Origin of the sequence: Rhodopirellula sp. JB055 (genome assembly GCF_043100905.1) — a bacterium.
Classification (GTDB): Bacteria; Planctomycetota; Planctomycetia; order Pirellulales; family Pirellulaceae; genus Rhodopirellula.
This window is the reverse complement of sequence record NZ_JBICHO010000357.1, coordinates 14,141-28,346: the sequence shown is the minus strand read 5'-3', so window position 1 is coordinate 28,346 and position 14,206 is coordinate 14,141. Positions and strand designations below refer to the sequence as shown.

Here is a 14,206-nt window from a genome sequence, read left to right as displayed (position 1 = left end):
CACGTTGCCTGCCCCAATCCCGCCCCAGGACCGTAGCCGACTGAGGCCTCTCAGTCGGCAAAACACCCCTGCAACGCACCACCCCTGCAAAGACTCACCCTCTCGTTTCCCGCAGCAAAGCCCCAACTCTGGCCGCGATTGATGGCGAGCAAGCCGACGGAGGGCCTCCGTCGGCTACACGTTGCCTGGACCTCGCATTTCTTGCGTGAAACTCTTGCAGGCCGCTCCGCGACGATCGCACGTCATCCGAAAGCACAAGATCCCCAGTAGTCGCAAATTGAGATTGCGACTATGGTAACCAGAACGAAGAGGCTCGTCTCAAAACAGGATTTGCAACGAAATGACCATGTGCCGGGGAGTTCGCGGGGCCACCACCGTCGAGCAGGATGACCGCGAAGAGATTCTCAAAGCAACCACTCAGTTGCTGGCGCTGATGATCCGCCGCAACGAAATCGACTCCGCCGACTTGGCCAGCGCAACGTTCACGGTCACCAAGGATTTGCACAGCGAGTTCCCTGCCCTCGCCGCTCGTCAACTCGGGTGGCTCGAAGTTCCATTGTTGTGCGGCTACGAAGTCTCCGTGGAAGGCTCCCTGCCACGTTGCATTCGCGTGCTGCTTCACTGGAACACGACGAAGTCTCAGTCCGAGATTCAGCACGTTTACATTCGTGATGCGGTGAAGCTGCGACCGGACCTTTCGCAGGTTCCCGCCGTCGACGTTGAGGAATTGGAGCGATGGATCGCGGAACACCTCAAAGAGGACTGACACCGTGAAATTGCAGTGGATCCCCTCCACCACCCTCAGCCTCTTGCGAATGGTCCAGTGGGTCAGTCGACAACGCGAACTGAAAGACGCGTCGCTGCAAAAAGCGATCCAGCCCGCGGTTCAGTCCGTCTCGACTCGATTGATCAACGCGTCGATCGATCCGCCGGTGATCTGGGAATACCTGATCGATGAAATCATCGCCCAAGACAGCGATGTGGATCTATCGCCAGCCCTCTGCGAGATCGCCTTGATTCGGGCGGGCCACTCCGACCTACAATCCGACCAGATCGCGATCGCGATCCATCGCAGCTTGGAAACCTGCCGGCGAGCCATCGCGACGCGTTCACCTCGATTGGCCGACCAACTTCGCTTGCGATACGCGCCTCTCAAACAAGCCTACGAGTCCTACGGCCCGGGACTGGTTCGCTCGGTCGGCAAAGCCATTTGGAACGGCAGTCCGCCGACGGATTGGTGGCCCTCGCGAGTCAGCGTTCATGCCGTGCAACCGATCGCCAACGGTGCGGCAGGTGCCAGCACGCAACAAGCCAGCGTGTGGATCGAAGCGGTTTTGACCGACATGGATCCAGACGTCCCGGAGTGGTTGCGATTGGTTTACCAACTCACCTGCATGGCGATCAGCTCGCACACTCGAACGCACAACAGCAGCAGCGGAACACGATCGAGCAACGACACCGCCACGGGCGACGGCGGCGGATCATCGGAACTGCCTTGGGCAACCGCGATCGTGCCATTGATCCTCGCAAAAGCCAACGATGCCGGCATGATTCCCGGCAACCATTTCCCACTGACCAAGGCGTTGTCGATGTGGCATCCCGAACTTCCGTCTTCCAAGGCCCCTGTGGTCGAACACTGGTGGAACGAGGTCGGGCTGAACAATCAACCGACGCCCATTGCTTTGAAACAACTGGCTGCCGCATTGTCCGCAAGCAACTCTTCCGATCCATCCACCAACTTTCACACGGCTTGAACTGATGGTCGCTTACCTCGCCATCCAAGACGGCAACGAAAAGGGAACTCAATTCCCTTTGGATCCGGAACGCCCCATGCACATCGGGCGCGCTGCGGGTTGCGAAATCATGTTGACCGATCCCAACAGCAGTCGATTTCATGCGGTCGTTTACTACGAAGATCATACCTGGCAACTTCGTGACACAGAGAGCCGCAACGGGACACTCGTCAACGGAAAAAAGGTCAGCACCGCCCGGCTGAGCAATGACACCCAAGTCGTCATTGGCAAGACGGTCATGCAGATGATCAATCTGGACGAAGACTCACTGAACGACGACGCGCTGTCACAAACCGTCTACGAAGAACTCGAGTCCTATCGAACCCGGCAACCTGATCGCGTTCGAGAACCCGGCCAATTGGTCGATCACCCGGACGATCTACTGGATCTCTACCAGCTCAGCCTTTCCTTGTTGGGCGGGAAAAAGGCGGACGACGTTATCAACACAACACTGGAATTGTTACTTGATCGCACGGCGTCCGAAACAGTGACACTGGTGGCTGACCAGGGCGATGGACGCTGGAAGATCCGCCGGCAATTCCCCAAGGAATCACAACCCATCAAACTGGATCGCGGGCGTCTGCGTCACGTCAGCAACGAACGAAAACCCTACGTCAGCGACCATCCCGAGGACAACGAAAAATCTGGCTCCGACGCCTGCATGATGGTCCCCATCCTCGATGGCGAGGCCTCTTTGGGTGTGTTGGTCCTGCATCGCAGTGGCGCCGCTTACGACGAACGCTTGTTCGACTTGACCATGGGCGCCGGCAGCTTGCTGACAAAAGGAATCGCCCAGTCAACCCTGACGGAAAACCTGCGGCTGGAAAACCAACGCATCGCCGATCGCAACGCTGATCAAGGCGAATTGATCGGCGACAGCAAATCCATGTTGCGGCTCAAAGAAAGAATTGCCCGCGTCGGCGCCGCCAATGGTTCCGTGCTGGTTCGCGGTGAAAGTGGCTCCGGCAAAGAACTGGTTGCTCGCGCGGTTCATCGATCATCGACTCGGACCGATCGCCCCATGCTGACAGTCAACTGCGCCGCGATACCTCGCGACCTGCTGGAAAGTCAATTGTTCGGTCACAAAAAAGGGTCCTTCACAGGCGCCGACAACGACCATGACGGTTTGTTTCAACAGGCCAACCAAGGCACGTTGTTCTTGGACGAAATCGGCGAGTTGAGCCTCGAAGGACAAGCCAAACTGTTGCGGATTTTGGAAGGTCACCCGTTCCTCCCGGTTGGGGCGACCAAACAAGTCAGCGTCGACGTTCGCGTGATCGCGGCCACCAACCGAGACCTCACCGAGTTCGTCCGCGACGGCCGTTTTCGCGAAGACCTTTACTATCGACTCAGCGTGTTCGAACTCGTCGTGCCGCCCCTTCGTGAACGCGGCGAAGACATCGACATTTTGATCGATCACTTCCTGGATCACTTCCTTCGACAACATGGTCGCCCCAAGTTGTCACTCGGCGATGCGGCGAGACAGCGAATGCGAAGCTACGCTTGGCCGGGCAACGTCCGCCAACTGCGCAACGTCATCGACAGCGCTGTCGTGATGGCCGACGAACCCATGATCCAAGAGGACGACCTTGGCCTTCGCGACGCGGGGCTGACTCAGATCGATACCCTGCGAATCGATGTTTGGGAAAAACGCTTGATCGAAAAGGCACTCAATCGTTGCGATGGCAGTGTCCCCGAAGCGGCTAAATTGCTCGGCATCAGCCGCGCGACCGCTTACCGCAAGATCACGGAATACGAGATCGAACGATGAGCGAACCATCGCCCTCCCAAGACCCTAAAAAATCGAAAACTGCCGAAGAAGTGGTGTCCGATCATGAGCGGATTTCTGCTCAACGCAAACAACACCTGCACAATTTGGTCGTGATGGCGTTTGCCGACGGATCGCTCAGCCATCGCGAAGTCCACTTGGTCGCCACGCGTTGTGAAGAACTCGGCCTGCATGAATCGGAACTCGAAGCAGCCTTGGCCTTTGGCATCAGCGACAGTGCCAAACTGCAACTGCCCACCGAGCCCCAAGAGTGCGAATCCACACTGAAGGATTTGATTCGCATGATGGCCGCCGACGGGCAATTCGTCGAAGCTGAGAAACGACTGTTCGCTTTGGCGGCCGCCAAGATGGGGCTGACCGGACAACGACTGCAAAACTTAATTCAATCCGTTCAGCTCGAACTGGGCCGCTCTCCGTGACAGATGCCTCCACTTCTCCCCGTCGTCGCATCTTGATCACGTCCGGACCGACTCGGCAGTACCTCGACCCGGTTCGCTATCTCACCAACGCATCGAGCGGCCGAATGGGCGCCGCACTCGCCGGTGCCGCGTTAGCACTCGGACATGATGTTGTGATGGTTTCCGGCCCGGTCTCGGTGGACTATCCCGACGGTGTCGAACTGATCAACGTGCTGACCACGCAAGAAATGCTGCAGGCCGCCGGCGAGGTTTTCAAAGACTGCGACGGTGCCATCGGTGCGGCGGCACCATGCGACTACATGCCTCGACATGTCTCGACTCAAAAACTGTCCAAGACCGGCGAACCGCTTCAATTGGAATTGATCGAAACGCCCGACGTGATCGCCACCCTCGGCCAAAGCAAACGGGATGACCAATGGGTCGTCGGATTCGCACTCGAAACCGATGATCGCCGCTTTCGCGCCACCGTCAAACTGGAACGCAAACACTGCGATCTGATGGTCAGCAACGGTCCCGAAGCAATCAACTCCAGCGAAAATCAAGTCGAACTGTTGGATCCGTCCGGCGACGTGATCGAACACATTCGCGGCACCAAAGAACATGTCGCTCAGCGACTCCTTCACCAAATTCATCACCGCCTGCTTTCTTCCTGATTCCTCATGACCACCACGCAACCTGATCTGCAAACGAAACTCGGTCGCCTGACACTTCCCAATCCAATCCTGGTGGCATCCGGAACGTTTGGGTACGCTCGCGAGATGGAAGGCATCGTTGACCTAACTCGTCTCGGCGGCATCCTGCCCAAAACCATCACCGCCGAACCACGCATCGGCAACGCACCCTGGAGAACCGTCGAAACCTCGGCCGGTTTGCTCAACGCGATTGGGCTGGACAACGATGGCGTGGACGCCTTCCTCGAACACCACCAGCCCTACTTGGCTGGTCTCGGAACGCCCATCATCGTCAGCGTCGCCGGCCGAACGGTCGAGGACTTCACCGAACTTGCTCGCCGTGTCGGCCAGTGCGATGGCGTGTCAGCGATTGAATTGAATCTGTCCTGCCCCAATGTCAGCGGCGGAATTGACTTCGGCACCAACGCCGAATCCTGCCGCGAAGTCGTCGCGTCCGCACGCAATGCCTGCGACGTGCCAATCCTGGCCAAGCTCACACCCAATGTGACTCGCATTGCTGACATCGCTCAAGGTGCAGCAGACGGAGGCGCTGACGCGGTTTGCTTGATCAACACGGTCCTCGGCATGGCGGTGGACTGGAAGAAACGTCGTCCGATCCTTGGCAACGGCATGGGCGGACTCAGCGGCCCCGCGATCAAGCCGATCGCCTTGCGATGCGTGCATCAAGTCCGCCAAGCCGTCGACATCCCGATCATCGGAATCGGTGGCGTCGCCAACAACGACGACGTGATGCAGTTCCTTGTCACCGGCGCCTCCGCCGTGCAAATTGGCACCGCCAACTACTACGACCCCACGGTCTCCATGCGGCTGATCGACCAACTCCCTGCCGCCCTCCAGGAACTCAACGCCAACAGCGTTTCTGAAGTCATCGGCACTCTCTCGTAAAACCTTTTCAGTCAATTGGCTCGATGACGACGCCCAACAGAGGTGCGAAATCGGAGATTTGGTGGGCATCGACCTTGGTGCCACGCAGTTCATTGGCATCGACTTGGATTCCTGCAATCTGTGCCCCCCGCAGGTCCAGATCGGCCAGCGTTGCTCCTCCCAACCGAATGCCACGAAGGTCGCAATCACGGAACACGACTTGCTTCAGTGTCGCACGCTGAAAGTCTGCTTCACGCAAATCGCAGTCTTCAAACCGGCAATGGGTGAGCTGGGCGTCTTGAAAAATCGAAAGATCGATTTTGCAGCCGCTGAATAGAACGTTCCGAAGTTTCGCATCGGAAAAGTTCAGCCCCGTAGCACGAGCCCGTAGAAAATCGGTATCAGTCAATCTCGCCGCGGAACAATCCAGGTTCGACAACGTGCAATGATTGAACAGCACTTCGGTGAAATCCGCTGCGGTCCATGTTCCACTCGCAAGATTCACTTTCTCAAATAGCGAATGTTCGACAACGAGATCTGCAACTCGAGACTGCCCTAGTTCTGCGTCCTGCAGCACAATTGAATGGTAGGACTGATCCGGTTGCAATTCATTGGCAGGCATAGAGGTCAAACGAGCACTAGACAACTTGTCGAAAAGTGAGCGACGTTCGGTGTTCATGCAATGAAGTTTTTTCTAAGGAATACGGCACGCACGCTACCAACAGCGCAGCTCCCCAGCATCCTAGAGATAACTTCATGTACTCAAAAGGTGCCGGCTAGCTTTTGGACAATGCAGCTAAAGCTGCATTTTTCGCGAGAACCGGACAATGAGATAAACCTCATATGTTCGAGATGCACGGACCTACACAGAATCCGATCGTGCTGACATCGGTTGCGGCAAAACCGAGGCTTTGCCAACTCGGCCCCAACAAAACGCTACTAAAACCTTTTTAGCGGGAGCGTTGGAGGGTCAACAAGATGTGACCGTCATTCTCGAGCGTTTCCAGCTTGTTCGGTGCGGGGGTGCCTGGTGGTAGTGACAGGCACAGGATCAGTTGATCATCGTCAATCGAATAGTTGCCATTGACCGGTTCTTTGGCCCCCACCGTCAAAGAAGACATTGTGAAACCTTTCGGTTCGGAATCGACGTTCAGCAAGTAGTCCACCTCCGTGAGCTGACCCTGAATCACAAATGAAACGTTGCCGCCATCAAAGTTGAACTCGGTGATTGGACTCTCGGCAAGCTTCTTCCCACTTGCTTCTGTGCTCACCACTTCCCACGCACCCGCGAGCTTCTGACGTTGTTGGTAGCCAGGGTCCTGACGTTCCTCGGCAGTCAGTTCATGAATGCGAAAGAAGTCAAATTGGGCTTCAATCTGATTGGCTTCCATGGGTCCGTTGCACGCAACCAGCCCCACCTGCTGCGGGCTGCCGTCGCCCCACACCGCTTCGCCCAAAACCTCAAACTCTTTGCCGTCTGTGCTGTAGGCTCGCTCGTAGACATTCCCGCGTTTGATCAAACGGAACCAAATGCGATCCTCGCGTTTGATCTTCGGATCCGTGTCGACCAAGCGAAAAGTGTCCTTCTCTCGCATGTGTTTGAATCCGGGCTCGCTGCCATTCGATTCCAAATCGAACTTGAGATAGTTGTCGTCATCGTCGTAGATCAACAATCCTGCTTGCTGGTACCTCATCGTCGGATGAAATGATTCCACGCAAGTCGTGACAACAAAATCGCCGTCACCTTGAGTCGGATTGGCAATCAAGAAAAGGTTCTTCGTCAGCGGAGTGCGACGTCTCCGAACATCGCCACCGATCGCACCAAGCTGAGTGGTCAACGTGAGCTTGCCTGGATGGCTATCGAACGACACAAGATCCAGATCAGGCCGAACCGGATTCCACTCGGCTCTCGCTTCACCATCGAATTCATCGATGAACAACGCCTTGGGCTCTTCAGCGAACAAACGAGCACTCGCGGCCCCCAAATTCAAAGCCAGAGCGACAACAACAGCGACACCAAAACGAAAACGCTCGGACGACATTCGGCCCACCCCGCCTACATGGAAACAAAATCATTTCCTTCAGTGTACCGAACCCACCCTTGGCGTTGTTCGCCGTGTGAAATCAGGACGCGATCACGGAGAGGGCCGAAGCACCTCACTGGCACGGATGAGCATCAGTTCGATGTGTCTTGCAACCCAGGCTCCTCCGAGTCCGCCATCGATTTCACGGGATCGAGGAACTGCTTCAATTGCTCCATCGTCGACAACTTTTCAGGATCGAAAAACGGCGTCTCAGAAAGCGGCTTCTCAGTCTCCACCGCAAACCAAGTGATCCAGCAATCGGTGTATTGCATGAGGTGAAGCGGATCCCCTTGCTCGTAGCTCGACGAAGTCACTTCAGCGCGGCTCACATAGCTAGGCAGCCAAATGCCCTCTTTCTCAATCCATCGAAATTTCGACGCCACCTTTCTCAAGTCCTCCCCATTTTGCATGTGAAGGATTGCGGAGCGGCTAGACGGCATTTGAGTTGAATTGTCAAACATCCAGGTGAAATCGGTGGACTCACCGTTCACGGACGGAATGTTGACAACCACCTTCGTCTGCTTCGCTCCTGACTCCGTGCGTTTCACGACACTTGGGATCCGCAATGACTTCCAGAACTGCAACTCCGCCCCTTTGATATTCAAAGTGTCAGGGAACGTAAAAACGCCAAGTGTTTCAAAACGTGGGACACCGTTTCGCAAAGAGAAAGCCTCGGGGTCATGAACACGAAAACTCTTGATTCCGTTCTCGCCAACTGACGTGACCTGATCGCCGTCGTGCAACCAATGTAGCTCCGTTTTGAGATCACTGACCTGGTTCCCGTCGTCATCCACCACGTCGAACAACAAATCATTGCAAACCACGATCCGAACGGATCACCCAATTGATTGTCCGTTCCGTTTCAGCGTTGTCTGCCAATTTCTCCTCGGGAAACTTGAGCGAAATTCTCGCCGCATGTTTGCCGATTGATTTCGTTGACAACTCGACTGGCCAATCGCCAATTGCGGCATCGACAATTGCTAGATTGTGACTCTCGCCCGAGCGATCTGAGAAAAGGATCATCGCACTTGCCCTTGCGAACCCTTCTCCGTCGCGAACAAACTGAATCGCATGCGGCACAACCTGCACTGCCGCATCCTCACGATATTGATGTAGCCGTTTACCTTTTGTTTGGTAACAGCGTCCGTGACGAAGAAGGCACCGCCAATTCCTTCATCGGGAACGGTTCCTGATGGGACCACAAACTCAAGTTCGAAATTGTTGTCCTCTGACGACTTGATCGTCGCCAGGACGCTTGACATGGAATCACTCATGGAAACCGTCAGGTTTTCCGGGCGGACCGGATCACTGATCACCAACGGCATTGAGAGGACGTCATTCCCTTTCCCCACTTCTCTCACGGACAACGTCAGTCATTGCACCTGCAACATCCTCTTGCGGCATCCCCCCCGTTAAACGAGCAAGCTGTACATGAGAGTTTTGTGGCGTGGCTTGCAAACGCTTGAGCAGCCCAAGTGTCCAGCTCAATCCCAGGGCTCGCGATGAAGAAACGCCACTTCTCTCAAGTCAAAAAGGACGAGCCATTGATGCCTCTTGGACTGTCCCCGGACCACAATCCACTCACGCGCTTTCGACGGTGTCCGCAGGAACCCAACCTGTCGCGGACGGTGTGCGAATGAGGATCCAATCGCCTCGTGATTGAGCGATCTCGACGGCCCGACCACCCGCCTCGCTCCACTCCACGAGAACTGGGAAGGACTCCGCATCACCGGTCCGAACGGTGACCTGATCGACGACAACGTAACCGGTGGATTCAGTCGACCCCCCGGAGGTTGCTAGCCACCACATGACGCCGCCGAACACAGCCACCACAGCGAAAAAAGACGCGGCCGAACGTGCCATGCGACGTGTTTCGGGTGCCAATGTTCGGAGCCGAAGCAAGATCAAAATGGCCCAGAAGACCGACGCGAAAACAACGATGCTCCACCGCAGATGACTCGAACCCCAATGACGGAACAACACCGGGGCAATCGCTCGCTGTGCTTGCCGCTTCCATGACAATGCAAGATCCGTTGACTCGTTGGCTTGATCACGAGCCAACCACAAACGGGTGCGAATGGAATCGTTTTCCGGATCCCACTTCAGCGCTCGTTCATAAGCCACCATCGCTCTTCCGATTTGGCCGGACTGCAGACAAGCGTTGCCCAAGTTCGCATACAACTGCGGGTTCTCCACTCCGGCATCAACCAGCGTTTGATAGCGAGTGGCCGCCAGTGAAAATTCCTCCTTGGCAGCCGCCTGCCCCGAATCAACGTTGCCAGCCGAGTCCTTCTTCGGTGCGGCATCGGATTCAGACTGTTCGAGCCTCTGCATCCCGCGTTCGTAGGCCTGGTTGGCCTCTTGGAACAACACCGCCATGGATGGCTGATCCAGTGCCATGCCTTCCACCGCTTCGCTTGCCAAGACATTGCCCGCCAACACGAAGGACGCTCCCGCTAGCACCCACGCCAAGATCCTCGCGACACTGTGTGACTGCAATGCAGATATGGGTTTCGCCTGGAACTTTCGCGAAGGTCGCTCTTGCTGCCGAAAGCTTTCCAATTGCTCAATCAATGCCACACCGCGAGAACGCACTTCCTCCATTGAGGTTGTCGACTCCGAAGGGATGGCGGGCTCTTCCCGTTGGCAACGATCCAAGAAAGATTCCACTTCCGCGGCCAATCCATACCCGCCCGCTGCCCTTACTCCACCGACCCCAGACAACCAACTCGAGGATTCTTCATCGCTTCCAAACTGTCGGTGCAAATACATCGCCATGGCCTGCCCAATCGCGAACTCGTCGTCCGCTTGTTGCATTGCGAGCACGGCTTTTTGCGCGGGTGACTTCCACTCAGGCAACCAAGTCATCCAGCGGCCGCGACTCTGCCAAACAACCAAACCAAGCCAAACCAACCCCGGCCACACGGTCAGCAACCACCAACTCGAAAGAGATTTCCGGACCGGAACATTCTCAAGAGGATCCGAGGACGTGTGAATTTCCCAGAGCGAAGCCGTCCAGGAATCCTTCGCATCCTGACCGCCCTGCCCTGCCCCGTTCAAGGAGTCTTGATCAACGGAACGATCACCATTGGAAACGATGGAATTCAACTGGAGCGTTTCCGACGCTCGCACTTGCAGCGGAATCGGTTTGCTTCGGACAACTTCGAACGATTCCGTTTCCGGGTTGAAGAAATGAAACTCGATTGGCGGAATCTCTTTCACTCCCTCGTGCTTAGGCCGAATCGTTGGAGCGAACACCTTCATGTTGTCTTGAACAAACCCAGGCAACGGTTGGTCAGAGACTTTGAAATCAGCCGTCAATTCTGGCAGCGTCGACAACTGAGGACATCGCACCAAATCCATGGGGCCATCGCCGGTGATGCCAATCTTGAGTTTGACCGGGTCGCCCGCTTCGACCGACTGCGGTGTGGCCTGAGTGACAATCGTGTACTTGCCGACCGCGCCGTTGTACCCAGCAGGGCGTCCTTCGCTTGGAATGGGGCGAACTTCGATCGAATCAGTCTCAGCCTTGGCTCGGATCGGCCGCGACTTCAAAACCGCAAGTCGCTCTCGTCCAAACGGAGAGCGAAAGAAGTCATCGTCAAACATTTGTGAGAAACGAGAGCCCATGCCAAACGGATCTCGCCGGGCAACCGGCCCAATTTCAGTGGGATAGTTGACGACAACTTCAACACCGCCAGCGTCCACTTCCCCCGGCTTCTTGGGATAGATCTCCGCGTCGATCTCATACAAGTAGTACTCACGTGATTCACCACTTTGATCCTCTCGCAGAACCGATCGGCCTCCGGGGCGTTGATTTCTCGCTGCCATTTCTTCCATCGCCTTGTTGAATTCCCCCCATTCCGTTTGGGAAGAAATCATCGACCACATATCGCCTTCAGAGAGTGTCGCTTCCTGCTCGACGAGGCGGTAAGGGCGAAGCCAAATCTTCAACGTCAATGGAATCGGCTCGCCGACATACACATGTGACTTGCCACCTTCGATTTCAACAAACAACAAGTCACCGGTATCGCTCACCGTTGCCACGAACGTCATGGGTTCCGTTTGAAACACGTCCCCATCCGCTCGAATCCCCATGGATGGGATCTCGAACGAACCCGCTACCTTCGGCGTCACCCGGTACAGAAACGTCACGCTCTGCTTTTGGATCATCTGCCCGTTGATAACGGTGACCTGCCGGCTTTGTTGAGGCACACCTTCGCGAACGATCTCCACGCCATCAATCTGCGGCAACTCCGGAAGTTCATACTTCTCCGCATTTTCAATCCGAACCTGCAATGTCAACGGGGCCCCGACATAAGCCTCCTTGGACGACAGCTTTGCAGAAACATTGGCCGCCTGAGACACGCCTGCGCAGACAAACACCCCGCAGAAAACCAATGCGACCAGCAACGGGGATTTTAGATTCATCAAACTCCCCTTCGAATTCGTCGTTGTCTTGGATGGCATGATCGACCTCACCAATCTCTTTCCACTGGAATCTGACGTGATCGTTCTCGCTGTTCTTTTCCGAATCGCCGCAACATGTCACGGTCACGAACGGCCTGCAGCATTTTCAATGCCTCCTCGCGTGTCATCGATTGCGGCATCGCCTGCTGAGCCATTGCCCCCGCCTGCCCATCTTCGCCGTGCGTCTCGTCCGAGTCTTCTGACTGAGATTGCAACTGCCCCTCCGGAGCGGCGCCGTCATTGGACTCATCCGCAGCCTGTTCCTCTTCATCCGAACCGTCTGATGGATCTGAACGATTGGGCTGGCTCGACTGATTTGGCTGGTCCGAACCCTCTTGTTGATCCGAACCGTCTTGCGGTGCCCCCTCTTCCAAACCTTCCTCACCGTCCTGTGATTCGCCATCCTGCTGTTCACCGTCAGAAGAAGACTGCGAATCATCCCCCTGCGATTCGCCACCATCGTTCTCGGATTCGCTTTCGTTCTGGTCCCCCGAGGCCGATTGGTCTTCTCCGTTTTGATCCTGCTGTTCTTCAGAGGAATCATCTTCCGAAGGCTTGGATTCATTTTCCGAAGATTGGTCTTCGGACTGCGAGGATTGGTCCTCCTGCTGTTGATCCATTTCCTGCTTCAGCCGAAGTGCCAGTTCTAAATTGGTACGAGCCCGCCGAACCACGTCACGAGTTGATTCACTGCTTGCCCCATTGCCATCCGCATCCGACCGCGCCACCTGGATCGCCGATCTAAAGCTTTCGATCGCCGCGAGCAACGATTCTTTCGCACCGGCCGGTTCCGTTTGCAGTCCCGCGATGGCACGCGTGTACTGACAATTGCCGAGGTTGTATCGAGCCCGCAGCGCCAACATCGTGTCGGCGGAAGTCGCCGTTTCGACGAAGTGTTCCTCCGCTGCGGCGAGTTCCCCGGTTTCGTACAGCGACACACCTTCGTTGAATTGCTCGCGACCCGCTCGATCGACCACCGATGTCCCTTCAACCGGAGACATCGAGCCATCCTGAGCATGAACCGGCCCCACCCCGCTCAGCGTCCCAAGCAGAACAGCGAACATCCCAGTCACCGCTTTTCGCGAACCGAGCAGCGACCGCGTCGAGGGCCACCCGCGAAGCAACACATCCAATCCAAACAACACCATGGCAGGAATCAAGAACCACTGAAAACGAGGGATGTAAGTGTTGATCTTTGCCGTTTGCAAATCCGTCTCATCCACGTTCTCGATATACCCATGAACGACATCGGACATATCGACACGCTTGGTGCCCGCGGGGATGTAAGCCCCATCGGATTGCGTGGCGACCTCCTTCAAAATGGCTCCGTTCATTTTCGAAATCACCGTTTGCCCTTTGTGCTTCACATAGCGACCGCTCTGCCGGTTCGGCAACTCCGGATCCACATCAGGAATCCGCGAGCCTTCGGTCATGTCCCCCAACCCGATCGTGAAAATGCGAATGCCCTGCTCTTCGTAGGCCCGCTTCGCTTCCGCCACCGGATCGCTTTCCTGATCCTCGCCATCGGTCAAAATCACCATCGCTTTGTGGTCGGTGGTTTTATCCAAGAACGCGTCCGAGGCGACTCGAATGGCGTCCCCCAAACGCGAACCGCCACGACGCACGGAGTGCATGCCAACGGATTCCAACGTCTGTTTGAAATCCTCCACATGGCGAGTCAACGGCAGCGTTTGCCGAGTCTCGCCAGCAAACACGACCAACCCCACTCGGTCGCCTGGCATCTCATCGACCATGTCTTTGATCTGCTGCTTCGCTCTTTCCAACCGGTTCGGCGAAACATCTTCGGCCAGCATGCTGCGTGAGACATCCAGCACGAACACCGCTTCGATGCCGCGTTGGGGAATTTCTTCCCAAGCCTTGCCCCAACGCAAATCGGACATCGCAACCACAAGCATCGCCAACGAACCGAACACGCAGACCGCGCGCAATGGCCGGTTCCACTTCGCTGGATGGATCGATGAACCTGCCAGACTCGTCCCCATGAACCGCCGCCAAGCGATCCGCCGCATGATGCCAGCGTAGGCCATCACCAATGCGACGCCGAGCACGACAATCAACCACGCAAGTGCTTCTG

The 14,206-nt window shown here is 56.2% G+C and carries 12 protein-coding genes; 6 read left to right on the top strand and 6 right to left on the bottom strand.

Translation table 11 applies throughout. The features are described from left to right. Window positions 1–340: 340 nt before the first annotated feature. From aroH to ACF8AM_RS14260, 6 genes are read left to right on the top strand one after another with little or no spacing between them, the layout of a single operon-like run. Window positions 341–766: a chorismate mutase gene (gene aroH, locus ACF8AM_RS14285; RefSeq protein WP_392556279.1), complete on the top strand. Its 426-nt coding sequence runs from the start codon at window positions 341–343 to the stop codon at window positions 764–766. Window positions 767–770: 4 nt separating this feature from the next. Next, on the top strand, window positions 771–1,754 hold the full coding sequence (locus ACF8AM_RS14280; protein WP_392556278.1) for a hypothetical protein: 984 nt from the start codon (window positions 771–773) through the stop codon (window positions 1,752–1,754). A gap of 4 nt (window positions 1,755–1,758) precedes the next feature. After that, complete coding sequence (locus ACF8AM_RS14275; protein ID WP_392556277.1) at window positions 1,759–3,564, top strand: sigma 54-interacting transcriptional regulator; 1,806 nt, start codon at window positions 1,759–1,761, stop codon at window positions 3,562–3,564. After that, window positions 3,561–4,001 (top strand): TerB family tellurite resistance protein, encoded by a 441-nt coding sequence (locus ACF8AM_RS14270; RefSeq protein ID WP_392556276.1) that lies wholly within the window; start codon window positions 3,561–3,563, stop codon window positions 3,999–4,001. The genes ACF8AM_RS14275 and ACF8AM_RS14270 overlap by 4 nt, the downstream gene beginning before the upstream one ends. Next, on the top strand, window positions 3,998–4,654 hold the full coding sequence (locus ACF8AM_RS14265; protein ID WP_392556275.1) for a phosphopantothenoylcysteine decarboxylase: 657 nt from the start codon (window positions 3,998–4,000) through the stop codon (window positions 4,652–4,654). The genes ACF8AM_RS14270 and ACF8AM_RS14265 overlap by 4 nt, the downstream gene beginning before the upstream one ends. A 6-nt stretch (window positions 4,655–4,660) precedes the next feature. After that, entirely contained in the window at window positions 4,661–5,578 is a 918-nt protein-coding gene (locus ACF8AM_RS14260) for a dihydroorotate dehydrogenase (protein ID WP_392556274.1), read from the top strand. A 7-nt stretch (window positions 5,579–5,585) separates the two neighbouring features. Here the strand turns inward: ACF8AM_RS14260 and ACF8AM_RS14255 are convergent, their stop codons facing one another. From ACF8AM_RS14255 to ACF8AM_RS14230, 6 genes are all read right to left on the bottom strand, one after another. After that, the gene (locus ACF8AM_RS14255; protein ID WP_392556273.1) at window positions 5,586–6,179 is read right to left on the bottom strand and encodes a pentapeptide repeat-containing protein; all 594 of its coding nucleotides are present in this window, start codon (window positions 6,177–6,179) and stop codon (window positions 5,586–5,588) included. Between the two features lie 328 nt (window positions 6,180–6,507). After that, the gene (locus tag ACF8AM_RS14250; RefSeq protein WP_392556272.1) at window positions 6,508–7,599 is read right to left on the bottom strand and encodes a DUF1349 domain-containing protein; all 1,092 of its coding nucleotides are present in this window, start codon (window positions 7,597–7,599) and stop codon (window positions 6,508–6,510) included. Between the two features lie 134 nt (window positions 7,600–7,733). Then, window positions 7,734–8,465: a hypothetical protein gene (locus ACF8AM_RS14245; protein WP_392556271.1), complete on the bottom strand. Its 732-nt coding sequence runs from the start codon at window positions 8,463–8,465 to the stop codon at window positions 7,734–7,736. A gap of 195 nt (window positions 8,466–8,660) precedes the next feature. Continuing rightward, window positions 8,661–8,966, bottom strand: coding sequence for a hypothetical protein (locus tag ACF8AM_RS14240; RefSeq protein ID WP_392556270.1), 306 nt, complete (start codon window positions 8,964–8,966; stop codon window positions 8,661–8,663). A gap of 256 nt (window positions 8,967–9,222) precedes the next feature. Continuing rightward, window positions 9,223–12,072 carry a BatD family protein gene (locus ACF8AM_RS14235; protein ID WP_392556269.1) on the bottom strand — a complete coding sequence of 950 codons (2,850 nt, stop codon included), beginning with the start codon at window positions 12,070–12,072 and terminating at the stop codon, window positions 9,223–9,225. A 47-nt stretch (window positions 12,073–12,119) separates the two neighbouring features. Further along, entirely contained in the window at window positions 12,120–14,189 is a 2,070-nt protein-coding gene (locus ACF8AM_RS14230; protein WP_392556280.1) for a VWA domain-containing protein, read from the bottom strand. Window positions 14,190–14,206: the final 17 nt, after the last annotated feature.